The sequence below is a fragment of the Luteipulveratus halotolerans genome (assembly GCF_001247745.1).
GTDB lineage: Bacteria > Actinomycetota > Actinomycetes > Actinomycetales > Dermatophilaceae > Luteipulveratus > Luteipulveratus halotolerans.
On the sequence record NZ_LAIR01000002.1, the window covers coordinates 161469 to 185754 of the forward strand.

The window sequence follows — 24286 nt, forward strand, 5'->3', positions numbered from 1 at the left end:
TCCAGATCGTGCAGGTCAGGCGGTCAGCCGTCGTCCGTCGCATCCAATGCTTCCAGTGCGATATCGGCCTTCTGTTCCCCGTGTGTTCCCTGGAGCACGTCTGAGTGGGGCGCGTCGTGACGTCCGCGCTGCTCGTCGTCGGTACGACCAGCAGCGTGCGTGTCCTGCCGCACGAAGCGGCCGACCAGGCATGGCTGCGCGACCGAAACCCGGTCCAGGCGCCCCGTGAGCGGCGCCTGGAGGTGCTGCTGCGCCGTGCCGCCCGGGCGAAGAAGCCGGTGGTAGTGGTCCTCACCGTGCTGCTGGCGATGCTCGCGATCGGGTTCGTCTCCGCGACCCCGTCAGCACACGCTGGCCCGCTCGACGTAGAGGAAAAGCTCTGCGACAAGCGATCGTTCGACCTGCCGGTCAAGTCCGGCAGCGGCCTGGAGCAGCTGATCAGCGACCCCTCGGACAAGCCGAACACGCTCTACGGGCAGTACGGCACCACAGGCGCCCGCTGGCCGGTATTCAACGAAGGCTGCGCCTCGACGAACAGGATCTTCCTCACGCCCATCGGCAACATGGTCTTCGACATCTCCAAGTCGGTGTCGCGGACGTCGATCTCAACCGTGCAGTGGGTGTTCGACGACAAACTGATCAACGCGTTCATCACCGGCGCCGACACGACCCGCTGCCACCGCGAGCCCAACGAGAACGGCCGCCAGGTCGTCGTCTGCGACACCTCCGACCGGTCGCCGCTAACCGAGATCGTCAACCGACTCCACCTGCGGCTGTTCCTGGAGTTCATCACCGCCGCAGTCATGATCGGCGGCCTCGTGCTCGGCTGGCGAGTCGTGACCAAGCGCTCCAGCAGCGAGCTGATGCAGAAGGCCGTCTGGATGGTCGTCGTCGCCGGGCTGGCATACGTGTTCGCCTCCAACGCAGGCTCGTACGTGGCGAAGATGAACTCCGGCGCGAACGAAGTCACCCAGACCGTGATCTCGTCCCTGACCGGCACCGACTGCAAGAACGTCGGCGAGCCCACAGACTGCATCGCCAACAGCCTCTATAACGTGCTGGTGTTCGACCCCTGGGCCACGGGCCTGACCGGGTCGACCCCGCAGGAGCACCCGGTAGCGGCAAACGGTCCTGCGACTGGTGACACGACGTACGACTTCTCACGTCGTGTCCTGACGCAGCAGGCGTTCTCCGCGACCGACCAGGTGACGATCTCCAAGCAGGGCAAGCCCGAGTCGTTCTACTCGTGCGCCGTGAAGGACGACGACGAGCACTTCGCTCCCGCCGTCCGCGACAAGGAAGCGACCTGGTCGGCCTGCGGCAAGTGGCAGGACCGCAACGAGATGGTCAACGAGATGGTCGAGGACTCCGCCGACGGACAGAACAAGGCCGGGTGGAACGGCAACACCGCGGCCGCCGACGGCAAGTACGCGTGCGTCAAGGACTGCACGACCTGGGACAACTATCGAGGCGCCCAGTCCGGCAACCGCATCCTGATCGCGATGATCGCGCTCATCGCCGCGCTCGGTGTCGGTGTCGTGCTGCTGTTCATCTGCATGTCGTACCTGATGCTGGAGATCGGCACGATCATGTTCGCGATCCTCGCGCCGATCTTCTTCCTGCTCGGGCTCATCCCCGACTGGGGCCAGCGGATCTTCCTGCGCTGGCTCGACCTGTTCATCGGGACGTTCGTCAAGCGCATCGCGCTCGGGGCGTTCCTCGGGGTGATGCTCGCGCTCTACAGCACCCTGTTCACCATCACCGAGATCCCCTGGTTCATGCGGCTGATCTTCGCGATCCTCATCGCACTGTTCGGCGTCGTGTACCGCAAGAAGTTCCTGGAGCTGTTCGAGTTCAACGTCTCCGGCGGCGACCAGCGTCTCCACACCGACGGCGACATGGGCAAGCGAGCCGCCTCTGCGGCTGGGAGTGTCACGCAGCGTGCGACGCGGGTTGGGGTCGGGGCGGTCGCGGGCGGAGCGGCTGCTCGTGGCCTGGGTAAGGGTGCCATCGCTCGCGCGGCTCTGGCGGGCGGCACACGTGGCCTGCTGCCGTCGAGCGCGTATTACGCGCAACGACTTGGGCGCGACCGTGGCGAGGCTGTTGCGTCGAAGATTGCCGAGCGATCCGAGGTCGCACGCCACATGCACGCTGCGTCCGGCGACGCGCACGAGGCTCGCATGAACGAGAAGCGCATCCGGGTGAAGTTTGACTCGGCCAAGGCGAACCTGGAGGACACCAAGTCGACGATCCACACTCTGCAGGAGACCCGGAATCGCGTATCCGTCTCGCACCGAAATGCGTTGCGGGAGAACGGTGCTGAGCACATTCACACCAAGCGTCTGGCCTCGCGTGAGCGGGCCCTGGAGAAGGAGCTCGCCGCGAAGAAGGCCGAGTTGAAGAAGAACCACACCACCGCGTTCGACCTCAAGCGTGAACACCAGTTGGCACAGGCGAAGGCCCGTGCCGCCAGCGTCCGCATGGATGAGGCGTCGTACGCCTACCGCGGGTTCGTCGCGGCGGTCGGCGGGCGTGGTGCACGTCGCACGTACAAGCCGATCGACCGACTGGAGGAGGACCGATGAACGTTCGACTGCCGCGCTTCCTATTTCGGCGCCTGAGCATCGCCGCGACTCAGGAGCTGCTCGCTGCCCATGTTCAAGCGCGGGTCTGGCGAGACGTCGAGTTTGCGGGCAGTCGACTGAGCGTGCTGGTGTCGCGCGGGGGCATCACGATCGCGCCGCTCACGAAGGGGAATGGCCAGGTCGAGCTTGCGCGCGTTCTCCGTCCGCACTTCGGGGACGCAGTGCATATGGCGAGCCGGGCGCTCGATCTGAACCGCCCCGGGGTTTCCGGACACTTCGTGTTGTGTCTCTACCCGGACGGGATGAGACGGTTTCGTGCAGCGTAGTGGGCTGATTCGACCTCGATGGGTGTCAGGTCGTCGATGGACTCGTGGGGTCGGTCGTGGTTGAACCAGTGGACCCACTGCAGGGTGTCGAGCTCGACGTGCTCGACATCGCGCCACGGCCCGTCGGGACGGATCAGCTCGGTCTTGTACGCGCCGATCTGGGACTCAGCCATCGCGTTGTCGTAGGCGTCGCCCACCGAACCCACTGATGGGTCCACGCCGGCGTCAATCAGCCTGGTAGTGAAGGCGAAAGAGGTGTACTGGCTGCCGGCGTCGGTGTGGTGCACCAGCCCGGTCAGGTCGTCCACGCCGTGCTGGCGGCGTGACCAGATCGCGTGCTCGAGGGTGTCCAGCACCAGCTGGGTGCTCATGCTGGTGGCCGCGCGCCAGCCGACGATCATCCGGGAGTAGACGTCGATGACGAACGCGACGTAGACGGTCCCGGACCAGGTCGCGACATAGGTGAAGTCAGCGACCCACAGCCGGTTCGGGGCCGAGGCGGTGAAGTCTCGCTGGACCAGATCCGCCGCTCGGGCATCGCGCGGGTCAGCGATGGTGGTCCGCACCTGCTTGCCCCGCAGTGCGCCCTGCCAGCCGTTCGCGGCCATCACTCGCTCCACGGTGCACCGGGCCACGTCATGGCCCTGCCTGCGCAGGTGCAACCACATCTTGCGCGCACCGAACCGGGTCACGAACCGCTGCTGACGCGCGGACCGGATCAGCTCGCCGACCTGCGCATCGCGCAGCGTCCGCGCTGAGGGCGCCCGATCGCGGGCCTCGTAGTACGTCGACGGGGCGATCTTGACGCCGTGCTCGCACAGCACTCGACAGATCGGCTCGACCCCGAACTCCTCACGATGAGTGTCGATGAACTCGGTCAGTACCTGGGTGGGCGGTCGAGCTCCGCCGCGAAGAAAGCCGACGCTGACTTCAAGATCTCGTTCGCCCGGCGCAGCTCGGCGTTCTCCTTCTTCAACGCCCGGATCTCCTCCAGCTCCTGGGTCGTGCGACCCGGTCGGGTCCCGCCATCGACCTGGGCCTGGCGAACCCACTTACGCAGGGTCTCGGGAGACCCGATGCCCAGTCGAGCCGCGATCGTGCGGATCGCTTCGAACTCGCTGGTGTACTCGCCGGCGGCGACTGACTCCGTCACCATCCGGACCGCACGCTCCCGCAGCTCACGCGGGTACTTCGAGGGACGTGCCATGACTTCATCCTCCAGTAATGAAGTCTCCGGACATCCCGGGGCGGTTCAATCTGCTTGGCGTGGCGGGCGGGCTCGATGAGTGGTCGCCGGACTGGGACGTGACGCGGCTGTTCGAGGCAGCCGACGCTGTTCTCGACGCTGTGGGAGTGGTGGGGGAGTGGTCTGATGACTTGCCGACGCCGTCCTGGTTGCGGCCTGGCGCCAAGGCATTCCTGTATGGCGTTGATGCGCCACGATGGTGCACGGTCACCGATCGCTACGTGACCGAGGATCAGCTTGGCGAGGTGCCGGTTGCGAGCATCACTGACGACCGCGAGTCAGGTGTCGAGGTGGTTCACGCGCTCTACCTGTGGGGTGGTGACCCCGCGCGGCGCCGCCTGCCGGGAGCAACAGCCGAGTATCGCCGTGACGGGACACTGTTGTGATCCGCCTTGGCGACCGTGATGTGCTACTGCTGGACTGGCTCTCGCGGTACCGATACGCGACAGCGCCGCAGCTCGCGCGGCTCTGCACGGGGTCTTCCGTGCGGTATCTCGATAGGCGGCTTCGGCAGCTCTGCCGCGTCGGATACCTGCACTCCGCGCGGCCTCTCGCCGGCATTCCTCGCATCTTTGCCCACACCGCGGCCGGTGCTGCCGCCGCGAACAGGTCGTACCCGAAGCCGACGCTGTCGCTGGGCACGGTGAAGCACACTCTGCTGTGCACGGATGTTGCGATCTCGTATGCGCTGCTTGGGCACGAGTCGGTGTCGGAGCGGCAGGTGATGGAGGTTGACTACTGGGACGGGCGGACCCAGGTCGACCCGTTGACGTATGCGCCGTTCCACCAGACGGGTCGGAAGTTCCCGCACATGCCCGATCTCGTCGCGTTGCCCGTCCCGGATGACTTCAAGGTGTCGGAGACGCTCGGTGATGAGGCCGAGATTCTGGCCACCCGGTTCCCGTTCCCTGCGCACCCTGGCCTGGACGGGAAGCCGTTGCCGTGGGCGGTCGAGGTTGAACTGACGACGAAGAAGCGTCCGGAGATCTCGCGGGTGCTCACCGGGTACGGCCAGTCCCGGCACCTTGCCGGGGTCATCTACTACGCCACCGAGCGGTCCACGGCGACCGCGCTGTCGCGCACCGCGCAGGAACTCGGGCTGCTCGGGACCCGGGTTCACGTCAAGCGCCTGCGCGCGCATGGGGAGATGCGCTGATGCCTACATCCACATATCCGTCTGTCCCTCTGTCCACCCATCCGCACGAGCCTCGCGTCAGTGACACAGGTGATGAGGTGGCGTCCGCGCAGGTCAGCCCGCGTTTACACGGTCGTCGAGCAGGGCTGACTAACCCGCTGTGGCTGGGTTCGGTGCTGTGCCGCCGCCTTGGCCGCAGGGGCGAGGCCCGCCAGTGGCCCTCGTGGTCCCTCGCCGCGGCGGTGTCTACGCAAGCTTCGACACCGCCGCGGCTCAGCTCGGGCGCCCTGGCTTGGGCCTCGCCCCTGCGGCCTGCGGCGTCGGCTCCGGGCCGCGGACCAGGGTGCGTGCGCAGTCACGGCTCGCCTAGCGGCTCGCCTGTTCCTGCGCACGCACCTCTGGTCCGGCGGCCCGGTCGCACCTCGTGGACGCGGTGCACCTCTGTGGGTGGTTGGGGCTCGCCTCCGGGGGAGGGCACGCCAGGCGTCGCGTCGTCGCTGCGCTCCTGGCGATCCTCGCGTGCCCTCCCCCTCCGGCTCGCACGCGTGGCTGCGACGGTGTTGGTGCTGGCTGTGGTTGCGGGTTGCTCGTCGGGCAGTGACGGGGGCGAGTCGGGCGCGCCAGCGACGTCGTCGAGTGTGTCCCCCCGGGGGGATCGTGATGTGATCGCGGACCTCGCGCACCGGTTTTACGAATCGACATCGACGCGGAACTACGCGACGGCATGCTCGATGCTCACCGACGAGGCCGTCAACCAGCTGGCAGGTGAGGGCGAGACATGCACGTCCCTGCTGGAGGGGCTCGTCGACGACATCGGGGACGGTCCGCAACTCACGCGTTGGGGTGCGACGCCGTTCAACACTTCAGCCATTCAGATGGATCGCGGCGCCCATGCCCAGGTGTTCGGGAACGACCTTCGCCGACCCGACCGAGAGCCCGATTTGATAGTCGACCTGACGAAGCGGGCGGGCCAGTGGGAGATCACAGGCGTGAGCATCGACCGTGCCTGAGCCTTGCGCTCTGGGGATGTCATGACATCCGGATGTGGTGGCGTGGGGATGTCATGACATCCCCACGCAGATGATCAACAGGACCGACCTCGTGCGCCCTGGTCGTAGGCGCCTTCCACGCCCGCGCACGGGGTCGGCCCGGACCAATGTGTTTAGTCGAATTCTCGCGCATCACAGATGCGCTGGTACTCGCCGTCCGGGGATCGCTCGATTTCGGAGCGGACAATGGCGATCTCCTCTCGACGTTTCGCCATGGGCAGGTCATCCCACTCTGCACCCCAGCCCCAGCCCCAGCGCTCCCCGAGGTCCTCCCGGGCCAGGAGAGCCCACTCAGCACGACTGGGGCGCAGGTCATCGCGGCGAGACTGAAGTGCGCCGGTCTCCAGATGGACGTACAGACTCTCGTCCCGGTCTGTGTCGTTGAGGAGCGCCTCAAAGTGTCGATTCAGATCATCTCGATCAATCACCTTCATGGTGTAAACGTAATTTTGCGAGTGAGGTGTAAACAAGCCTAGTTCTGGAGGGTGCGGCCGGACCTCTTGCCCCTGGTTGCCAGTAGCAGCCACACGTTTACGAGACTGGGCGCGTTCAGAAACGTCGAAGGCAAATTCGTGTATATACGAGATATTCGTTGCCGCGCCGTCTCGCATTCTGGATGCGCGCCAGTGTGGCTGCAGGAACGTCAGCCCAGGGCGTGACGCTCGGCCAGTCCGAGGAGCCACTGCAGGGCACGCAACATCACCGTGAAGGCCGCGAATGCACACGCCATAACGACCCAGCCGATGCCCGACCACGCCCCGGCGGTGACGTTGGAGTACAGGAGCGCTCCCGCGCCGAGGCAGATCAGTCCCCACGTGAGCACGGCGACGTAAATGGCGTACCGCAGGATGGTGCCGTCCAACCAGCTGACGTAGGGGACCGGCCACCGCAGCCATGGCGCGAAAACAAAGCGCAGCGACTTCATGCTCGGATCCTCCCAGGAGCAGGCGACGTATCGGGGTGCCGCTGCCCACCTGTGTCACGTGACGGGGTCCAATCGGCGGACCGCGTCGCGCCAGCGCGACGCGCCGCCTAGGGCGTGTCTGATAATTGCTGGGTCCAGGCGATGGCGGCGTGGATGAGGACGGCGGCGCGGTAGATGATGGCGTGTTTGTCATAGCGGGTGGCCAGTGCGCGCCATTGCTTGACGTGGCAGAAGCGGCGCTCGATGACGTTGCGGTTCTTGTAGTCGGCGGCATCGAGCCCGACGGGTCTGCCACCGCGTGATCCGCGGCGCTTGCGGTGGCCCTTCTGGTCGTCGGGTTCGGGGATGACGGCCTTGATCCCGCGGGCACGTAGGTGAGCGCGGATCGCGCGTGAGGAGTACGCCTTGTCGCCGCGGACCGCGTCTGGTGTGGTGCGTGGGCGCCCCACGTCGCGGCTGACGCGAAGGTGTCCCAGCAGTGGCAGGAACACGGGTGAGTCGCCGGCCTGTCCCGCAGTGATCAGCGTGACCAGCGGCAGCCCGTTGCCGTCGACGAGCTGGTGGATCTTCGTCGACAGCCCGCCCCGGGAGCGGCCGATGGCGTGGTCAGGCGGCTCTTGCAGCAGATTCGTGTAGTTCGACCCAGCCCCCTGTGGTACGGGTGGTGTTCGTCGCGTGCTGGTGCGCCCTGGCGATGGTGGAGTCCACCGACAGCGACCAGTCCACGATCCCCGCAGCGTCCGCGGCGGCGGTGAGCTTGGCCAGGACCTTGTCCCAGGTGCCGTCCGTGGCCATCCGGCGATGCCAGGTCCACACCGTCTGCCACGGACCGAACGACTCCGGAAGGTCGCGCCACGCGATCCCGCACCGGTACCGGTAGATGATGCCCTCGAGCATCGTGCGCGCGTCGGAGAACGGCCGACCCCTGCGGCCCGTAGGACGCGGCAACATCTCCTCGATCAACGACCACTGGGCATCCGAGAGCAACTGGAAACGAGACACGTCCGCAGAATCTCAGCCCAACACCGAACTATTTGTCAGACACGCCCTAACCGCGACGACCGCCGAACAGAGGTCGTCGCGGTTCTCTCGTTGACTTACGTGCGCGTTGTCCGGTGGCCGGCATCGTCGACGGGGCGTTCCTGGCCGGGTCGCGCCGGAGCCAGAGGCCTTGCGTCCGCGATGCGGTGCACGATCTCCGGCACCCGTCCGCCGCGCAGCCGTCGTAGCGCCCGGGCCGCGTGGACCTCGTCAGGCGTCACCCTGATCACGCGCTTCGGTGTCATTCCTAGAATTTAGCCTCTGCCCTTTGTGGCCGTATCGCATTCCGAGACGACATCGACGTATATACGTGCCCAGTCGGCAACGTGAAACCTTGCAGTAGATCTGCGGCGCTCGGCGATTCAAGTGTGCTGCTTCTGGCAAGAAGGGAGAGTAGTGATCGTTCTCGGCCTCTTCTCCGGCTGTCGATACCAACGGCGAGCGCGTAGCGTAAACACATGACGAAGCGCGTCGCCATAGCTGTCAGAATATCGCCGGATGCCGCAGAGAAGTTGCGCAAGCGCGCGATGAGCCAGAGGGTCACGCTCAGTGCAATCCTCCGGCCCACGATTGAGCGTGCGGCCATTGAGAAGCCAACGCAAAAGACGCCCCAACTGCCATAAAGGAGGGCCGGCGCGCCAACGCCAGCCCTCCGACATCTTCATCCCACTCCCGCCAGGAAGAAGGACACTCGTCATGATATCCCCACAGGCGCACACTGGCCAAGACCAAGGCAGCTACTGGGAGGGTGTGACGGAGGTCCGCTGTCTCGACTGCGACGGTGGCGGACTGGATCACCTTGAGATAAATCGCCTCCGGACGCTGGGCCTCTGGACGATCGACGACGGACCGTGGCCGGTATGCCCGGAGTGCCAAGGCATCGGCACCTGGGAGATGCGTGCGCGCCCTTTCGAGAGCGCCCCGGTGAGCGTGGTGCGCGGGGCCGTCACGAAGTCGTCGCCACGGACCCCGCGAGGTATGGGGGCGACGAGTTCTGGGAGCCCAACTCCGCGCGCTTGACTTGGGTGATCGCGGTCGATGTTGATCACTCGGATGGAGTCGCCAGGGCACTCTGGACCGCCGTCCCCAAGCCGTCCTGGGTCGTCGAAAACCCAGCCAATGGGCATACTCACGCGGCGTGGATCATCGAGCCCGTCTCGCACGGGCCGAACGCGCGGCTAAAGCCCCAGCGATATCTCGCCGACGTCAGAGAGGCGCTCCGTGATGCGGTCGGGGGCGATCCGCATTTCACGGGAGTTCGATCACGAAATCCGTTGTGGCGCCACGCAATTACCTACTGGGGCCCCATGTCAGCCCGCTCTCTCGGCGAGCTTGCTCGGCCGCTGCGTAGCGCTGGCCTGTGGCCGAGCGCTGTGCTGCGACGTCCGGTATCTGGCGACACATCCCTCGGCATCAGTGGGCCGATCCGCCGCGGGGCACGCAACGTCACCATCTTCGAGATTGCGCGACGGGCGGACGACCCGCGTGCGGCGGCCGAGGCTGCCAACCGTCGCTGCGATCCGCCATTGAGCCCGGCAGAGGTGGCGAGCATCGTGCGGTCGATCCTGCGCTACCGGGAGCGGAGAGGCGGCTGGGAAGGTAGCGAGGAACTTCCCGGATCCGTCCGCGAGGTGCTCTCCGAGTTCGGTCGAAAGGGAGGGAGCGCGGCGTCGGAAGCGCAGGCGCAGCAGCGTTCGATGCGCGCAGCATCCGGCACAGCTGTGCGCAGCGCCCAGGCGACTCTGCGCGCGGAAGCGGCCCGCGCACTGCAGGCGCAGGGGTCGAGCACGGCGGAGATCGCGGAGGCGTTGGGGGTCACGATTCGCACTGTCCAGCGCGCGCTCAGGGCGAGCGACATTTCAGGAGCCTCAGGGTAATAGCGTCTGTGTGCCCATGTCGGCGTGCTCGGCCGTGCCTAACTGCAACCACGAGATCCCGGAGCCTCCTGGCTGGGCACGACGGAGACGCCGCGTCGCGAAGTGCGGTTAGGCAGTCTGGGGTCGGCTCGTCGGCTTGCGCAGCTGCTCGCTGACTACCGTGATCGCGTCGAGAGGGACCGGGTCGACGCGCTTGATGTCCTCACTGTCAGTTGCGAGCCGATTGATGCGTGTTGCGAGTGTCGTTGCCAGTGCGGCCTTCTCGGCGAGGACGCCCCATCGCCAGTGGGCTTGTTCGACGCTGGTGAGTTGGTCCAAGCTCCGGCGCCTTGAGGTCACGGCGTGATACCGGGCGTCGCCGAGCATCGATGCACCGCCGGGCCGACAGCATGCCGCGTCGTGGCACATAAGAAGCGCCCATAGGGGCGCGATTCGCGAGATTGCCTCAAGTGAGCGCTTGCCCACGCTTCGGCCTAGTGAAGGTACAAATACCGGGCGAGCCTGTCGCCGTTGCTGCTCTGGACCCGCGCTCGCCGTTCCTCGGTGGCCGGCCAGCGTGCGTGACACATCGTATGTCTCGCGCGTCCCGATGCCGGTCTCATAGCCCGCGGCCCCAGCCGCGACGCATGCCTCGCCCAGGACACCTTGCTGCCACGCGATGACCGGCGTCATGGCCGCCAGTCGGTGGATCAGAGTGACTAGGTCGAACAACCGTGCATCTGCGGTACGCCCCATGTGGCTTCTGGAACTTGCCAGCGCTACCTCGGCAGGGTCGACTGCAACCATGGCGCGATGCAAGTCCTGATCTGAGGTAAGGAACGACGGGTCACGGAGACGGGCCCAGTCGACCGAGACCAATGCGAGGCGTGGCAGCCCGATTCCTGCCGCAGTCATCACACCAGGCGTGCGACGCCACACGCGTGCCTGCACGTCGTCCCAGCCCGACTCGTCCGCGCCAAGGTGGAAGTATGGCGGGACGATCGCGGTCGCTCCGCCCACCGCCTGCGCCGTGACAACTCGATGAACTAGGTCATCGATTGCGCTCTCAGTCGCGAAGTCGGTTGGGCGGGATGCGCCAGCCGAGCCGAACGGCAATCTGACCCACGGATCTGTCGCTTGCTGGGTGTCCTGGAGGAAGTAGGTCTGCGGGTCGACGAGCAGGGGCACGCCGGCTGCGCGCGCGATCGCTGCCAGACCCGGCTTGCGTGCGATCACGTGGGCATCCGCCACGATGCGTATCCCACGCGGCCGGGCGACGCCAGGCCCAGGGGTGAGCGCGCGGGCTAGGAACGCTTCGTCACCCCAAGCGGCGCGGACGAGTAGATCGGCCATCTGGACCTCCTGTACGCAAGATGGTACGCAAACCACGTAGAAATTGGTAGCGTGCGTTGTACGCAAGTAGCCGCCCTATGGAGGAGTGTGACGGGTGACGGAGCGCAGCGGGACCCGGCGTCGTGGGCCAGCGATGGACTCGACCACGTTCGTCCAGGTCATGCAGGAGATCGGCACGGCCGGGTTGAGTCAGACGGAGGTAGCGAGGGCGGTCGGAGCTAGCCCTCGCACGGTTCAGACCTGGGCGGCGGGAAGTAACCAACCCCGGGGAGTGCGGGCGCAGCGCCTACTCGATGTCCGCTTGATGGTGCAGAAACTGGGCGACATCTACACGGCCGAGGGCATCCGAATCTGGTTGCATTCACGAAACGAACATCTTGGACTGACGAGGCCGATCGACAGGCTGTCGCAAGGCGACGTCGATGAGGTCCTTCGAGAGGTCGAGTCACTCCACGGTGGTTGGTGATGGTCGACGACCTCCCAAATCGGCTGTCGCAGGCCACGCTCGCAACAGTCACGGGGCGGTGGCAACGCCATGTTCCCATTCGCTACAAAGACGGTGGCCTCAACGGTATTGCAGCGGACGGGCGATGGGGTCGGCGGACGGGATTCCCGGTCCTCTATCTGGGCAGGCCGCTCGATTCAGTAATCGTTGAAGCCTATCGGCACCTCGTCGACCCAGTTGAGGGTGCAATCGCGAACGAGATTGCGCCTCGCGTCCTTCTGACCTGCACGTTGTCGATCGGTGACATTTTGGACCTCTCCACACCCGGCAGTCGCCTGCTTGCGGGTCTGTCCATGGAGCAGCTGCACTCAAGCACATCGAGCATCGACGCATACGAAGCATGTCGGGATGTCGCGTCCGCCGCGCATCAGTTGGGCTGCAAGGGACTGCTGGTTCCTGCAGCCACTCAGCTCGGCGAGACGTTGGCTCTTTTCCCGGCCAACCTGTCTGATGTCGATCGCCCCGTGCTGGTGGAGTCTGAGATTTGGGACGGTCTGCCGCCCGACCCCCGCGGGTCGGCCAAGTCGCACCTGCGACTCGTCTAGGCAGAGTTTGAACCAGCAGTTGAGTCCCTGATAGTGGTGTAGCGCGGTCGCTGACCATCGTCGACACGAGCTGGTCGTGGACGTGGGTGCGGCCACCGCGTGATCCTTCGAGTGAACCTTCCACAGCACTCTCGAACGGAGTCATCACGATGACCGCACCACACATTGTCGACCCTGCTGGCCTGTTGGGTGAAGCCCTGGCCGAAGCGTCCCCTGATCTGATGCGCAACCTGCTGCAGTCGATCATCAACACGTTGCTGTCCGCGGACGCTGACGCGGTCGTGGGCGCCGAGTACGGCCGGCCCAGCCCGTCGCGCACGGCTCAGCGCAACGGGTACCGGCACCGGGACCTGGACACCCGCGTCGGCACGATCGATGTCGCAGTCCCCAAGCTACGCACCGGCAGCTACTTCCCCGAATGGCTGCTGGAACGGCGCAAACGGGCCGAGTCGGCGCTGATCACCGTGGTGGCCGACTGCTACCTCGCCGGGGTGTCCACCCGGCGCATGGACAAGCTGGTGAAGACCCTGGGAATCGACTCGTTGTCGAAGTCGCAGGTCTCGCGGATGGCGACCGACCTGGACGAGCACGTCGACTCCTTCCGCCACCGCCCACTGGGCGAGGCCGGCCCGTTCACGTTCGTGGCCGCCGACGCGCTCACGATGAAGGTCCGCGAGGGCGGCCGGGTCATCAACGCCGTGGTGCTGCTGGCGACCGGCGTCAACGACGACGGGCACCGCGAGGTCCTGGGCCTGCGCGTCGCGACCGCCGAGACCGGCGCGGCGTGGAATGAGTTCTTCGCCGACCTGGTCGCCCGCGGCCTGACCGGGGTGCGGCTGGTCACCTCCGACGCCCACCACGGGCTGGTCGAGGCGATCGCAGCGAGCCTGCCCGGCACGACCTGGCAACGCTGCCGCACCCACTACGCCGCCAACCTCATGTCGATCTGTCCCAAGAGCATGTGGCCGGCGGTCAAGGCGATGCTGCACAGCGTGTACGACCAGCCCGACGACCAAGCCGTACAAGCCCAGTTCGACCGGCTCATCGAGTACACGGCCGAGAAGCTGCCCGCCGTGGCCGAGCACCTCGCACACGCCCGCGAGGACATCCTCGCGTTCACCGCGTTTCCCAAGGACGTGTGGACCCAGATCTGGTCCAACAACCCCGCCGAACGCCTCAACCGCGAGATCCGCCGCCGCACCGACGCCGTCGGCATCTTCCCCACCCGCGCGGCGATCGTGCGGCTGGTCGGCGCGGTCCTGGCCGAGCAGACCGACGAATGGGCCGAAGGCCGCCGCTACCTCGGCCTGGACCTGCTGGCCCGCTGCCGCATCAACATCGTGCCCACCACCGAACCCGACACCGGAGTTGATGACCTGCCCGCCCTGACCGCCTAAACCCTCAGCAAGGAGAACGCAGCGCTACACCACTACAAGGGACTTGACCGAACCAGCGCCCACCTGGTCACCGCTGCCGCCTTCGCTGAGGAGCACGGCTGACTTCAACCTGTCGGAGCGTTACCTTCGATAATGGAGATTGACGTAGGCGATCTGCCCCTGTGGTCTACTCGCTTAGGACGCCGAGAGATGCGAGCACCTGCCACCACGAACCGACGCTTACGCAGACCCATCCGAACAGGTCCAGCCGTGCGCGGGCCACATCGCGGTCATAGCCCCAGTACGTTGCTCGGCTCGCTGCTGGCTCTTCCTGCTTTGCCAGCAGGGCGCGTCTGTGGTCGATGGTGCCGCGAAGGAGTTGAACAAGGGAGCCAACTGCGACTGCGAGCATGCCCAACTCAGAGTTGCTGATCTCTCTCATAGCCGCTAGCCAAGCAGCCGCTGACTCGGCCCTGTGGTCCGGCAGGTGCGTGGGCTAGGCCGCGTGTCAGGAAGTCCCGGGCGCGCTGGATCCAGCGCGTGCGCGAAGGTCGCGCGCGGTCACGTGATAATCGACGGGGGAGTTATCGAGAACCTTCGCGAGCATCACTGCGAAGAACCGGGCAGGACTGACCTCGTCGGGCACGACGTCGTGCCGTAGGGCGACTGGGGGGAGGGCATCGAGCTGCTGTTCGATGAGGTCGAGGTCGAGGTCCAATTCCGGCTCCCGGACGTAGGGCGGGTTGCCGACTGCCACGTCGTACTCGCCGAACTCGTCATGCAGGAAGAAGTCGCGCACGTGGATGTCGGCCGCGATCCCCTCGGAGCGAAGCGTGTCCTGTGACCGAGTGGCGGATGCCGGGTGGATCTCGACACCCACTGTTCGACCGGTGCGGTCCTTGCCAAGTTGGTGGAGGAAGACAGCCTCGCCGCAGGAGGGCTCGATGACGTCGTCCGCGGTGTCGCGGACCGCCCACGCGGTGATGAAACGCGCGACCGGCGGTGGAGTGAAGAACGCTCCTCGAGCCTTGCGCATGACGGCAGTGTCTTCGGCAGGCATGCGCACATCCTGCCGCACGTCCACGGTCGTGGCGTGGCGCCCCGCCCTGGTCGCTGACGTGGCCGATCTGCTCGCCAGCAGGCGTGATGCGGCGGTGACTGGGCTCGCTCGTGCACGATGCTGCGCATGGCGTCGCGTAGCGAAGGGCCCGCCGATGCGTCCGCATCCCGGTGGCGCGGCTCGTCGAAGTTGCGATGGATCGAGCTCCGCGGACGCGAGTCCATGAAGCCAGGGGCTCAATGTCTGGGTCCGGGTCTACCGTGGCGACATGACGGACACGCCTCCACGATTGCTCATCACAGATCTCGACAACACCCTGTGGGACTGGTTTGAGGCGTGGTATCAGTCGTTCTCGGCGCTCCTTGAAAGTTTGGAGACTCTCAGCGGGGTCGACCGACTAGTTCTCGAGGGGCAGATCAAGGACGTGCACCAGCGGCGAGGCACCACCGAGTACTCCAATCTGGTGCGTGAGGTCCCCGCACTCATCGAAGCTGCCGCGCCGCTCGATCCAGCGAAGGTATACGGGCTCTTCGACTTTCAGCGTGACGTCGGTGTTCATGCCGCGCTTCGGGCGGCGTTGTAGAGCATGATGCGGCACTGGTAGTTCGTGTGTGAGCGGTATCCGCGACCTGCTCGCTTGATGTTCTTGATTGTGACGTTCGCGGCTTCGGTGCGAGCGTTGGTCGCACGGGTCTGGATGAACACCTTGATCGCGGCCCACCAGGTGTCGATGGTCTTCTTCAGCCGGGTCGTCTCGGGCATCGCGGCCCAGGACACGTACTGGTTGAACGTGGCCCGCTCGGCGCTGGCGTCGGCGATGCTGCTGGCCGCCAGCACACGGCGCAGCTGTTCCTTCACACCCCACGCGGCGCTGATCTCCTGGGCCGGATCATCCTGTGCCAGAACGGCGTTCAGCCGCTCCCGGGCACGGTTGGAGAGGGTGTCGTAGCCGCGTAGGAGCAGCAGGCGGTGCGCCCAGGCCAGGTCGGTGCCTCGACCGCGGCGCTCGTGCCGGTCCCAGGACACCCGCCGCCGCACCTTGGTCAGGGCGTCATTGGCGAGCTTGACCAGGTGGAAGTGGTCCACGGCGACCCTGGCCTTGGGCAACCAGGACCGTACGGCAGACCGGAACGCCGCGGACGGGTCAATCGCGACCGTCCGCACACGGTGACGCCACCATCGCGGCCGAGTCCGCAACCACGTCTTGACTGCTGCGCTGTCGCGGCCATCGACCACGCCCAGGACCTGCCCGGTGGCCAGGTCGGTGAACGTGGTCATCCACGGCTCGATCCGCTTCCAGGCACCGGCCTCATCGCGGAACCAGCGCACCGTGCGGAACCGGTGCTCATCGATCCCCAACGAGGCCACCGGTCGGGGCCGGAACTGCTCGGCCGCGGCCCGGGCAGCATGGGCCGCGGTCAGCTGCCGCATCACGGTCGGCCAGGTCACCCCGTACTCGGCGCCGACCCGGTCCACCGCCCGGACCTCACCGGACAGCGCCGCCACCAGCCGTTCCTTCAGCCGTGTCGTCAGCCGCGCCCGCGGCGGCACCTGCTCGGTATGCTCCGTGAACGTCGTCCGTGGGCACAACCGCTCGGCGCAACGCCACCGCCTCTTGGACCACAGCACCTCGACCGGCCCGTCGAACGGCACATCCCGCACCCGCTGCACCGTCCGCTGATGCACCCGCGAGGTAAGCACCCCGCAACCCGGGCACGCTGCCTCGACCACGCCAGCCTCGATCAGCACCTGCCGAGTCCCGCCCGCATCGCGAGTCACTGACAGCACCCGGTACCCCGGGAGATTGAACAACGTCGTCGCCGGATCGACATCGGCCGTAGCCTTGAACACGCTCGTGGTCCTGCCTGCTGGATGCGTAGAGAACACCCAGCCTGCCGCAGGGCCACGAGCCCCACCCTCAGACCGCTATCACGCGCAAGATCGAAGACCCGGTATACGACCAGGCGCTTCACGCCCAGAATTCGCGACGAAAGGCAGCTACCCGCCTGTATCCGGGAGTTGCTGACGGGCTTCAGCGCCTCAGGAGCGGCGGAGTCCGCATCGTCGCTTACACCGAATCAGGAGCCTTCTGGACTGGGTGGCGCATTAGGCACACAGGCCTGGACGGCGTGATCGATGTCCTCTACTCGTCGCCAGACCACGATCAGTTGGCGGGCGTTGATAGTGCTGACCTTCGTACTGGTCATTACGGTGACGATCACTACCGGCTGCGTGGCACGCAGCACCGCTTCGTTCCGAACGGAGCCCTCAAGCCGAATGTGGAGATCCTGAACACCATCCTCGACGAGCAGGACTGCGCCCCGGGCGACGCGGTCTACCTCGGCGACAGTTTGATGAAAGATATCGCCATGGCGCAGGATGCGGGAGTCCTGGACGCGCACGCTCAGTACGGCCTTGCCCAACATCGCGCGGAGTACGACCTGTTGCGGCGGGTGACTCATTGGTCAGACAAGGACGTAGCCCGAGAGAGGGAACTCGCGAAACCAAGGGGCGCCGTGACTCCGAGCATCGTTTGTCATGACGGATTCGCAGATATTCTGCCCACGTTCGGGCCGGCTCTGATGGCAGCGCGTTGAGCGACGTGACCATCCCCGATGGCGCCGGCGACGGAGAACAGCTCACGCGGGATCAACAGGTCACGCACTACCTAGACTTGTACAAGCAGGCTGTTGCGGTCCAAATGCACTTCAATGACATCGAGTGGCGGATCCGCGGCCTCGCCCTTACGGTGGCGACATTCGCGCTTGGCGCCGCCGGTGTCGCCGCGAAGGATGGCACGCGGGTAGGTTGGGTTTCCCTGGGCACGCTCGTCCTTGTCATCGGGCTGCTGCTTTGGTACGCCTTCTATTTCGTCGACAGAGTCTGGTATCACCCGTTGCTGAAGGCTGCGGTATCGACTGGTACCGACATCGAAAACGAAATCAAGAAATCACTACCTGTGGCCGCGATGACTGCCACCATCACTGAGCGGAGCGAGTACGAGACCAAGCGAGTCGTCCGGCTTCTAAGTCGTAGAAAAGTCATGCACTCCGACGATAAATTGGTTTGGTTCTACAAGATCGGAGCAACAGCTCTCGCCGGGGCCGCGATTTGTCTACAGGTCGGCGTATCTCTCGGTACATCAGCGACTAATGGTCCGGCCAGTGATGCGCCCACCGCGACTCCGTCAAGCCATGTGGTGACTTCATCGACGGTTTCGACGCGTCATCCTTAATCATTAGTGCGGGGGCGCTACCAGTGTCGCATGAACCACCCATGCGTGACTTCGTACACGCCATAAGAAATCCAGGCGACCGCGTGAATTGCTGCCCAAGCCGCCGATGCTGCTAGGCCAACCAGTCCGAGCACAATTATTGCCCGGAGCACCCGGTGAAATGCGCCTCGGTACCGCTCTCGGATATATCCTCGAGCCGTCCGGGACCTTCGCGCGAGATGGTAGATATTGCGGCGCGTCTTCAGGGGCCACATAACCCGCCTCCGACGCGCCCGGAATAGCCACGTGTAACTTCTCATATACTCCTTTCCTCTGTAGTAAGTGGATTCTCCATCGGGGTCAGCTGGATGGACGAGGAGGTCGACCCTGCCGTAATGGATGTCGCTGTCTGGCTCAGCCACGCGAACCTGTTGCCCTGCTGGCAAATAGGAGATTTCGAAGGGGAACTCCTGAATGCGCACGCCGAGGTTGTCGATGATGTGCACGACACCGCGAACGTTAATCATGCGCTCTGATCCGGTTGAAGCGACCTGCAGGGCGTGATCGAACCTTCGGTGACGCTCGTTCCAACTGCTCCTAACCGATGCCTCCAGCTGGCCAGCGGAACATTCGTACGTCTGAGGTTCGAGTAGATGCTGCGCGGATTCGTCTTGCCACTTGCGTTCGCTCCATCGGGTCGCTGCATCCCAGGCAACGGCAGTGGCGAGGAGAGTCAGGAAGCCGGTGGCCAATGCTGGGGAGCGCAGGACTTCGTGGGCCGCGAGTCGAGTTACTGATCCGATGACACGGCGACTACTCGAGTCAGTCGTGAGCACTCCGAGGAGGAAGGCGGCCGCGAAGAACAGCCAGCGTCGGGCTCCGCGGAGCGCTAGTGCTCGATCGACTGCTTCTTGGACGAGGGTCTCCATGGCGCCAGTCCAGCACGGGTGCGGACGTAGTGGGGGTCATACGTATGTCATGACGTGCGCATGTGTGGACGCGCGTCCATCCCCACTGCAAGCCGATGAATCCTGTTGCGCCACAATGCGACTCGCCGTCGCTGGGCTACGGATCACCCGCGACACTTGGCTATCCTGGAACTGCTAGCACCGGCTGGCTGAGGTGCGAGGAGCCTCACCGCATAGGCCATTCCGGGACCGACCACCCGCAGGCCGCACGCATTGGAAGGACGCGCAGGAGACCGGACCGACCATCCGGGCGCAGGACCGCATCATGGCCACGGCAACTCGGCAGACGGCAACGATTGATGGCCTTACAGACAGGCAGGTCGCGCAACTGATCGTCAAGGTCGCGCGCACTCCGCAGCACGGCGGCGGGATCAACGCTGCCGCCGTAGACCGCAAGGGCACTCTCTGGATCGCTTCCCGATCTCAGGAACGCCGCGTCATGAAGCCGACGTTCCTGGGCGAGGACAGGTGGTGCATCCCAGGCACGGTGGTTTGTGCGGGGCGGGGAGACGCACTCGTCCTCGACACAGATCTTCTGATGTGGGCGAGTTACGTCGGGTGGTCCGGCCCCAGCGCGGGAGAACCGGAGAAAGCGTTGGCTGCCCGTGGGGCCGTCGACGTTCTCGTCGAGCGCGCAGGCGATGCGCGGGCATGGGCGCGGACCGGCTGGACGTCGAGCTACGCGCTCTGGATGGCTTCCAACCTGGTTGCGAATTGTGCACACGGTGAGTTGTGCGGGCGGAGCCAGCATGGCTCGCGCATGCCCGAGTAGGGATGTCATGACATGCGCATGGGAGTACATCCGCACTACGAATCCTGTTGCAGGGCAGTCGAGTTCGATCGGCGCGTCGACCTGGGATGTGTGAGACGGATGGTTACTGTAGAACTGCCAGTACCGACTGGCTGAGGTGTGAGGAACCTCATCGCTTAGGCCGCTCCGGGACCGACCGCCCGCAGGCCGCACGTATTGGAAGGATGCGCAGGAGACCGGACTGACCATCCGGGCGCAGGACCCACTGTGGCCACTGCAACGCGACGCACCACAGCCGACCCGGACGGGCGGCTGACGCTGACCGTCCGAGAGGTTGCCGAACTCATCGGAATCTCGCTGAGCGGCACGTACGCCGCGCTGAACAGCGGAGAGATCCCGGGCCGCCTCCGTATCGGCGGCCGTGTACTTGTCTCGCGAGCCGCCCTTCAGCACTGGCTGGATCAGGTCGGCTGATGGCATCCAGGGTCAAGCGCGACAACGGAACAGTGCAGTCATACCGGGTGCGGTACCGACTGCCAGGAGAGACGCGCCAGCGGAGCAAGTCGTTCAAGACCGCCAAGGCTGCGAACACCTTCGAAGCAGAGATGAAGGTTGCGGCACGCAATGGGACCTACCTGAATGAGGCGGGGAGTGCGCTCACGGTCGCCGAGTACGGGCGAAAAGTGCTCGATGCGCGGTCAAGTCCCTTGTAGTGGTGTAGCGCTGCGTTCTCCTTGCTGAGGGTTTAGGCGGTCAGGGCGGGCAGGTCATCAACTCCGGTGTCGGGTTCGGTGGTGGGCACGATGTTGATGCGGCAGCGGGCCAGCAGGTCCAGGCCGAGGTAGCGGCGGCCTTCGGCCCATTCGTCGGTCTGCTCGGCCAGGACCGCGCCGACCAGCCGCACGATCGCCGCGCGGGTGGGGAAGATGCCGACGGCGTCGGTGCGGCGGCGGATCTCGCGGTTGAGGCGTTCGGCGGGGTTGTTGGACCAGATCTGGGTCCACACGTCCTTGGGAAACGCGGTGAACGCGAGGATGTCCTCGCGGGCGTGTGCGAGGTGCTCGGCCACGGCGGGCAGCTTCTCGGCCGTGTACTCGATGAGCCGGTCGAACTGGGCTTGTACGGCTTGGTCGTCGGGCTGGTCGTACACGCTGTGCAGCATCGCCTTGACCGCCGGCCACATGCTCTTGGGACAGATCGACATGAGGTTGGCGGCGTAGTGGGTGCGGCAGCGTTGCCAGGTCGTGCCGGGCAGGCTCGCTGCGATCGCCTCGACCAGCCCGTGGTGGGCGTCGGAGGTGACCAGCCGCACCCCGGTCAGGCCGCGGGCGACCAGGTCGGCGAAGAACTCATTCCACGCCGCGCCGGTCTCGGCGGTCGCGACGCGCAGGCCCAGGACCTCGCGGTGCCCGTCGTCGTTGACGCCGGTCGCCAGCAGCACCACGGCGTTGATGACCCGGCCGCCCTCGCGGACCTTCATCGTGAGCGCGTCGGCGGCCACGAACGTGAACGGGCCGGCCTCGCCCAGTGGGCGGTGGCGGAAGGAGTCGACGTGCTCGTCCAGGTCGGTCGCCATCCGCGAGACCTGCGACTTCGACAACGAGTCGATTCCCAGGGTCTTCACCAGCTTGTCCATGCGCCGGGTGGACACCCCGGCGAGGTAGCAGTCGGCCACCACGGTGATCAGCGCCGACTCGGCCCGTTTGCGCCGTTCCAGCAGCCATTCGGGGAAGTAGCTGCCGGTGCGTAGCTTGGGGACTGCGACATCGATCGTGCCGACGCGGGTGTCCAGGTCCCGGTGCCGGTACCCGTTGCGCTGAGCCGTGCGCGACGGGCTGGGCCGGCCGTACTCGGCGCCCACGACCGCGTCAGCGTCCGCGGACAGCAACGTGTTGATGATCGACTGCAGCAGGTTGCGCATCAGATCAGGGGACGCTTCGGCCAGGGCTTCACCCAACAGGCCAGCAGGGTCGACAATGTGTGGTGCGGTCATCGTGATGACTCCGTTCGAGAGTGCTGTGGAAGGTTCACTCGAAGGATCACGCGGTGGCCGCACCCACGTCCACGACCAACTCGTCAACGATGGCCAGCGACCGCGCTACACCACTATCAGGGACTCAACTGCCACATGGCGAGCTACCCAGCCAGTTCGAGTGGTCTGCTATTCGCGACAGCTCTGGACACTCCTTACTCCCGGGGGCACGGCAGATCGCGAATCCTTCGCCCGGGTCTCGTGCGTGCGGGTCTCATGGGCTCCCTCGTCGAGGCCCCCGGCGGCGGATGGGTTGCTCACTGGACCGATCGCGACGGGATGCCCAACGAAGAGACTGTCCGGACCGAGGCTCAGGCGGTCGGCCGCATCGTGCGCCGCGCCGCCGCGCCTACGACCTTCCACGGTCTACGACACGCATACATCTCTGCTCTCGTCGCCGAAGGCGTGGACCCATCTGCGGTCGCTTCGGCGGCGGGCCACGCGTCGGCGGCTTTCACTCTGTCGCGCTACACGCATCGCACTGCCGGTGCCGCCGACCGCCTCCGCGCGGCCGGCAACCAGGTTGCGCCCAACATGGGTCAGGAGGATCTCGGCTGATGTTCCCTATTTGTGCCTCGCTGGCCGCATCGGGCAGGAGAGCCAGACACAAGAAAACCGGCTCTAGCCAGCGTTTGCGCTGGTCAGAGCCGGTCTCTCGGATGGTCGGGGTGACAGGATTTGAACCTGCGACCTCTTCGTCCCGAACGAAGCGCGCTACCAAGCTGCGCCACACCCCGGTGCGCCCGCACAACCGTGCGGGCACGAGAGCACACGATACCTGGTGCCCCCGCCAGTCATGAAATCGGTTCGGCACCTCGGGGCACGAGGGTCAGCAGACTCGCCTCCGGGCGGCACGCGAACCGGGCCGGGGCGTACTTGCTGTGGCCCAGACCGGCCGACACGTTGAGCCAGGTGGCGTCGCTCGGAGCCTCGGAGTCGGGGCGTCCGACCGCGCCCGGCCACCACCGTGAGACGCCGCGGGCGCGCCGCTGGTCGAGGTCGCAGTTGGTGACGAGCGCGCCGTAGAACGGCACCGCGAGCTGGCCGCCGTGGGTGTGGCCGGCCAGGATCAGCTGGGCGCCGTCGGAGCTCATCGCGTCGAGCACGCGGGTGTACGGCGCGTGCACGACTCCCAGCGTCAGCGCGGCTCGGGGGTCGGCCGGTGCGGTGACCGCGTCGTAGCGGTCGTAGTCCAGGTGCGGGTCGTCGACGCCGACCAGCTCGACGTCCAGTCCGCGGATGTCGGTGCGGGTACGCCGGTTGGTCAGGTCGGTCCAGCCGCCGGCGGTGAACCCGGCCACCAGCTCGGCGACCGGCAGTGACGGCATGCCCATGTCGGCGCCGCGCCGGTGCGACAGGTCGAAGTAGCGCAACGGGTTCTTGGGCTGCGGTGCGAAGTAGTCGTTGGACCCGAGCACGAACGCACCCGGCACGTGCATGAGCGGCTCGAACGCGCGCAGCACTGCGGGCACGGCGTGCAGGTCGGAGCAGTTGTCCCCGGTGTTGACGACGTAGTCGGGCTCCAGGCCGGCGAGCGCCTGCACCCAGCGGATGCGATGCTCCTGGCGGGGGACGAGGTGCAGGTCGGACACGTGCAGCACGCTCCGCGGCTTGGACCCCGGGGCGAGCACGGGCAGGTGGGCCCGGCGCACGGCGTACCAGTGGCGCTCGACGAGCGTCGCCCAGGCGAGGCTTGCAGCGCCCGCGGCGACGGTGGTGGCGGCGACGCGGCGTACGACAGACATGCTCGTCATCCTCGCACCGCGTCCGAACTCGATGGAGCACACCCGCGGCGGCTGTCAGAATTGCGCCATGACCGACCTCAAGGCGACCCTTCGCTCCGACCTGACCGACGCCATCAAGGCGCGCGACCAGCTGCGCTCCGGCACCATCCGCATGACGCTCGCCGCCATCGGCAACGCCGAGGTCGCCGGCAAGGAGGCCAAGGAGCTCACCGACGACGAGGTCCTGCAGGTCATCACCAAGGAGGCCAAGAAGCGTCGCGAGTCGGCCGAGGCGTACGACGGCGCCGGGCGTCCCGAGCTCGCCGAGACCGAGCGGGCCGAGCTGGCCGTTCTGGAGACCTACCTGCCGAAGCAGCTCACCGACGAGCAGCTCGACGCGCTGGCGGCCGAGGCCGTCGCCGAGACCGGCGCGTCCGGGATGGCGCAGATGGGGCAGGTCATGAAGGTCGTCCAGCCCAAGGTGCAGGGCCAGGCCGAGGGCGGCCGGGTCGCAGCGGCGGTGAAGCGAGCGCTCGGCGCCTGATCGCTCACGGCCTCACCGAGAGGCCCACTAGCAGACGAGAGGCCCACTCGT

General features: G+C 66.2%; 25 protein-coding genes, 1 tRNA gene and 1 other annotated feature. Of the genes, 16 read left to right on the forward strand and 10 right to left on the reverse strand.

All coding sequences use genetic code 11. The features are described 5' to 3' along the window. Window positions 1–104: 104 nt before the first annotated feature. Together VV01_RS01185 and VV01_RS01190 are read left to right on the forward strand one after the other, a co-directional pair. Entirely contained in the window at window positions 105–2585 is a 2481-nt protein-coding gene (locus VV01_RS01185) for a type IV secretion system protein (protein ID WP_050668284.1), read from the forward strand. Further along, on the forward strand, window positions 2582–2911 hold the full coding sequence (locus VV01_RS01190) for a hypothetical protein (RefSeq protein WP_050668285.1): 330 nt from the start codon (window positions 2582–2584) through the stop codon (window positions 2909–2911). The genes VV01_RS01185 and VV01_RS01190 overlap by 4 nt, the downstream gene beginning before the upstream one ends. On the opposite strand, the gene VV01_RS01195 is transcribed toward VV01_RS01190, so the two are convergent. Further along, window positions 2875–4118, reverse strand: a protein-coding gene (locus tag VV01_RS01195) for an IS3 family transposase (protein WP_157508689.1) whose coding sequence is annotated in 2 segments (ribosomal slippage) — window positions 2875–3830 and window positions 3830–4118 — 1245 coding nt in all. Because the reading frame shifts where the segments join, the coding sequence is not laid out codon by codon here. The genes VV01_RS01190 and VV01_RS01195 overlap by 37 nt on opposite strands. After that, window positions 3703–3831 (reverse strand) — a sequence feature (AL1L pseudoknot). It overlaps the preceding gene by 129 nt. A 17-nt stretch (window positions 4119–4135) precedes the next feature. Here VV01_RS01195 and VV01_RS01205 point away from each other — a divergent pair. From VV01_RS01205 to VV01_RS01215, 3 genes are all read left to right on the forward strand, one after another. Then, a complete protein-coding gene (locus VV01_RS01205; protein ID WP_050668287.1) occupies window positions 4136–4543 on the forward strand; it encodes a hypothetical protein in 408 nt (135 codons plus the stop codon). A 20-nt stretch (window positions 4544–4563) separates the two neighbouring features. After that, window positions 4564–5313, forward strand: a complete 750-nt coding sequence (locus VV01_RS01210; RefSeq protein WP_231635126.1) for a hypothetical protein — start codon at window positions 4564–4566, stop codon at window positions 5311–5313. A gap of 641 nt (window positions 5314–5954) precedes the next feature. Continuing rightward, window positions 5955–6302, forward strand: a complete 348-nt coding sequence (locus VV01_RS01215) for a hypothetical protein (RefSeq protein WP_050668289.1) — start codon at window positions 5955–5957, stop codon at window positions 6300–6302. Between the two features lie 152 nt (window positions 6303–6454). Here VV01_RS01215 and VV01_RS01220 read toward each other — a convergent pair whose 3' ends face one another. From VV01_RS01220 to VV01_RS22710, 3 genes are all read right to left on the reverse strand, one after another. Then, a complete protein-coding gene (locus tag VV01_RS01220; protein WP_050668290.1) occupies window positions 6455–6775 on the reverse strand; it encodes a hypothetical protein in 321 nt (106 codons plus the stop codon). Window positions 6776–6984: 209 nt separating this feature from the next. After that, the gene (locus VV01_RS01225; RefSeq protein ID WP_050668291.1) at window positions 6985–7266 is read right to left on the reverse strand and encodes a hypothetical protein; all 282 of its coding nucleotides are present in this window, start codon (window positions 7264–7266) and stop codon (window positions 6985–6987) included. Between the two features lie 107 nt (window positions 7267–7373). Then, window positions 7374–8268, reverse strand: a protein-coding gene (locus VV01_RS22710; RefSeq protein WP_157508690.1) for an IS5 family transposase whose coding sequence is annotated in 2 segments (ribosomal slippage) — window positions 7374–7916 and window positions 7918–8268 — 894 coding nt in all. Because the reading frame shifts where the segments join, the coding sequence is not laid out codon by codon here. 899 nt (window positions 8269–9167) lie between these two features. Here VV01_RS22710 and VV01_RS24855 point away from each other — a divergent pair. Beyond that, the gene (locus VV01_RS24855) at window positions 9168–10184 is read left to right on the forward strand and encodes a replication initiation protein (RefSeq protein ID WP_082220773.1); all 1017 of its coding nucleotides are present in this window, start codon (window positions 9168–9170) and stop codon (window positions 10182–10184) included. A gap of 108 nt (window positions 10185–10292) precedes the next feature. Here the strand turns inward: VV01_RS24855 and VV01_RS23125 are convergent, their stop codons facing one another. Continuing rightward, the gene (locus tag VV01_RS23125; RefSeq protein WP_157508692.1) at window positions 10293–11516 is read right to left on the reverse strand and encodes a hypothetical protein; all 1224 of its coding nucleotides are present in this window, start codon (window positions 11514–11516) and stop codon (window positions 10293–10295) included. A gap of 465 nt (window positions 11517–11981) precedes the next feature. On the opposite strand from VV01_RS23125, the gene VV01_RS22110 reads away from it, so the two are divergent. Both VV01_RS22110 and VV01_RS01260 read left to right on the forward strand, forming a co-directional pair. Beyond that, entirely contained in the window at window positions 11982–12566 is a 585-nt protein-coding gene (locus tag VV01_RS22110; protein ID WP_157508693.1) for an RES family NAD+ phosphorylase, read from the forward strand. Between the two features lie 149 nt (window positions 12567–12715). After that, window positions 12716–13963, forward strand: coding sequence for an IS256 family transposase (locus tag VV01_RS01260; RefSeq protein WP_050668298.1), 1248 nt, complete (start codon window positions 12716–12718; stop codon window positions 13961–13963). A 487-nt stretch (window positions 13964–14450) separates the two neighbouring features. Here VV01_RS01260 and VV01_RS24230 read toward each other — a convergent pair whose 3' ends face one another. Beyond that, window positions 14451–15026 (reverse strand): N-6 DNA methylase, encoded by a 576-nt coding sequence (locus VV01_RS24230; RefSeq protein WP_050668299.1) that lies wholly within the window; start codon window positions 15024–15026, stop codon window positions 14451–14453. A gap of 244 nt (window positions 15027–15270) precedes the next feature. Here VV01_RS24230 and VV01_RS01270 point away from each other — a divergent pair, with 244 nt between their 5' ends. Continuing rightward, the gene (locus VV01_RS01270) at window positions 15271–15585 is read left to right on the forward strand and encodes a hypothetical protein (protein ID WP_050668300.1); all 315 of its coding nucleotides are present in this window, start codon (window positions 15271–15273) and stop codon (window positions 15583–15585) included. On the opposite strand, the gene VV01_RS01275 is transcribed toward VV01_RS01270, so the two are convergent. Continuing rightward, a complete protein-coding gene (locus tag VV01_RS01275; protein WP_050668175.1) occupies window positions 15558–16853 on the reverse strand; it encodes an ISL3 family transposase in 1296 nt (431 codons plus the stop codon). The genes VV01_RS01270 and VV01_RS01275 overlap by 28 nt on opposite strands. A 278-nt stretch (window positions 16854–17131) precedes the next feature. On the opposite strand from VV01_RS01275, the gene VV01_RS01280 reads away from it, so the two are divergent. The 5 genes from VV01_RS01280 (at window position 17132) to VV01_RS23140 (ending at window position 20409) form a co-directional block, all read left to right on the forward strand. Beyond that, complete coding sequence (locus VV01_RS01280; RefSeq protein WP_050668301.1) at window positions 17132–17599, forward strand: HAD hydrolase-like protein; 468 nt, start codon at window positions 17132–17134, stop codon at window positions 17597–17599. A 5-nt stretch (window positions 17600–17604) separates the two neighbouring features. Next, window positions 17605–18237 carry a hypothetical protein gene (locus VV01_RS01285; RefSeq protein ID WP_071606247.1) on the forward strand — a complete coding sequence of 211 codons (633 nt, stop codon included), beginning with the start codon at window positions 17605–17607 and terminating at the stop codon, window positions 18235–18237. Window positions 18238–18584: 347 nt separating this feature from the next. Further along, window positions 18585–18752 carry a hypothetical protein gene (locus VV01_RS23135; RefSeq protein ID WP_157508695.1) on the forward strand — a complete coding sequence of 56 codons (168 nt, stop codon included), beginning with the start codon at window positions 18585–18587 and terminating at the stop codon, window positions 18750–18752. A gap of 697 nt (window positions 18753–19449) precedes the next feature. Then, on the forward strand, window positions 19450–19956 hold the full coding sequence (locus VV01_RS01290) for a hypothetical protein (RefSeq protein WP_050668302.1): 507 nt from the start codon (window positions 19450–19452) through the stop codon (window positions 19954–19956). A gap of 246 nt (window positions 19957–20202) precedes the next feature. Next, window positions 20203–20409: a helix-turn-helix domain-containing protein gene (locus VV01_RS23140; protein WP_050668303.1), complete on the forward strand. Its 207-nt coding sequence runs from the start codon at window positions 20203–20205 to the stop codon at window positions 20407–20409. 271 nt (window positions 20410–20680) lie between these two features. On the opposite strand, the gene VV01_RS01300 is transcribed toward VV01_RS23140, so the two are convergent. After that, on the reverse strand, window positions 20681–21928 hold the full coding sequence (locus tag VV01_RS01300; protein WP_050668298.1) for an IS256 family transposase: 1248 nt from the start codon (window positions 21926–21928) through the stop codon (window positions 20681–20683). Window positions 21929–22183: 255 nt separating this feature from the next. Here VV01_RS01300 and VV01_RS01305 point away from each other — a divergent pair, with 255 nt between their 5' ends. After that, a complete protein-coding gene (locus VV01_RS01305; RefSeq protein ID WP_050668304.1) occupies window positions 22184–22525 on the forward strand; it encodes a tyrosine-type recombinase/integrase in 342 nt (113 codons plus the stop codon). A 102-nt stretch (window positions 22526–22627) separates the two neighbouring features. Here the strand turns inward: VV01_RS01305 and VV01_RS01310 are convergent. Together VV01_RS01310 and VV01_RS01315 are read right to left on the reverse strand one after the other, a co-directional pair. Next, a tRNA-Pro gene (locus tag VV01_RS01310) sits at window positions 22628–22704 on the reverse strand. Window positions 22705–22761: 57 nt separating this feature from the next. Next, window positions 22762–23712, reverse strand: coding sequence for a metallophosphoesterase (locus tag VV01_RS01315; RefSeq protein WP_050668305.1), 951 nt, complete (start codon window positions 23710–23712; stop codon window positions 22762–22764). Window positions 23713–23779: 67 nt separating this feature from the next. Between VV01_RS01315 and VV01_RS01320 the strand changes: the two genes are divergently transcribed. Continuing rightward, window positions 23780–24235 carry a GatB/YqeY domain-containing protein gene (locus VV01_RS01320; RefSeq protein WP_050671650.1) on the forward strand — a complete coding sequence of 152 codons (456 nt, stop codon included), beginning with the start codon at window positions 23780–23782 and terminating at the stop codon, window positions 24233–24235. Window positions 24236–24286 lie beyond the last annotated feature (51 nt).

Coding starts and splice junctions, on each gene's coding strand:
- VV01_RS01305 (WP_050668304.1), top strand. CDS start 22,184: ATGGGCTCCCTCGTCGAGGCCCCCGGCGGCGGATGGGTTGCTCACTGG.
- VV01_RS24855 (WP_082220773.1), top strand. CDS start 9,168: ATGCCCGGAGTGCCAAGGCATCGGCACCTGGGAGATGCGTGCGCGCCC.
- VV01_RS01290 (WP_050668302.1), top strand. CDS start 19,450: ATGGCCACGGCAACTCGGCAGACGGCAACGATTGATGGCCTTACAGAC.
- VV01_RS23135 (WP_157508695.1), top strand. CDS start 18,585: ATGGACGAGGAGGTCGACCCTGCCGTAATGGATGTCGCTGTCTGGCTC.
- VV01_RS01205 (WP_050668287.1), top strand. CDS start 4,136: ATGAAGTCTCCGGACATCCCGGGGCGGTTCAATCTGCTTGGCGTGGCG.
- VV01_RS01260 (WP_050668298.1), top strand. CDS start 12,716: ATGACCGCACCACACATTGTCGACCCTGCTGGCCTGTTGGGTGAAGCC.
- VV01_RS23125 (WP_157508692.1), bottom strand. CDS start 11,516: ATGGCCGATCTACTCGTCCGCGCCGCTTGGGGTGACGAAGCGTTCCTA.
- VV01_RS01190 (WP_050668285.1), top strand. CDS start 2,582: ATGAACGTTCGACTGCCGCGCTTCCTATTTCGGCGCCTGAGCATCGCC.
- VV01_RS01300 (WP_050668298.1), bottom strand. CDS start 21,928: ATGACCGCACCACACATTGTCGACCCTGCTGGCCTGTTGGGTGAAGCC.
- VV01_RS01315 (WP_050668305.1), bottom strand. CDS start 23,712: ATGTCTGTCGTACGCCGCGTCGCCGCCACCACCGTCGCCGCGGGCGCT.
- VV01_RS01270 (WP_050668300.1), top strand. CDS start 15,271: ATGACGGACACGCCTCCACGATTGCTCATCACAGATCTCGACAACACC.
- VV01_RS01220 (WP_050668290.1), bottom strand. CDS start 6,775: ATGAAGGTGATTGATCGAGATGATCTGAATCGACACTTTGAGGCGCTC.
- VV01_RS01225 (WP_050668291.1), bottom strand. CDS start 7,266: ATGAAGTCGCTGCGCTTTGTTTTCGCGCCATGGCTGCGGTGGCCGGTC.
- VV01_RS01320 (WP_050671650.1), top strand. CDS start 23,780: ATGACCGACCTCAAGGCGACCCTTCGCTCCGACCTGACCGACGCCATC.
- VV01_RS22110 (WP_157508693.1), top strand. CDS start 11,982: ATGGTCGACGACCTCCCAAATCGGCTGTCGCAGGCCACGCTCGCAACA.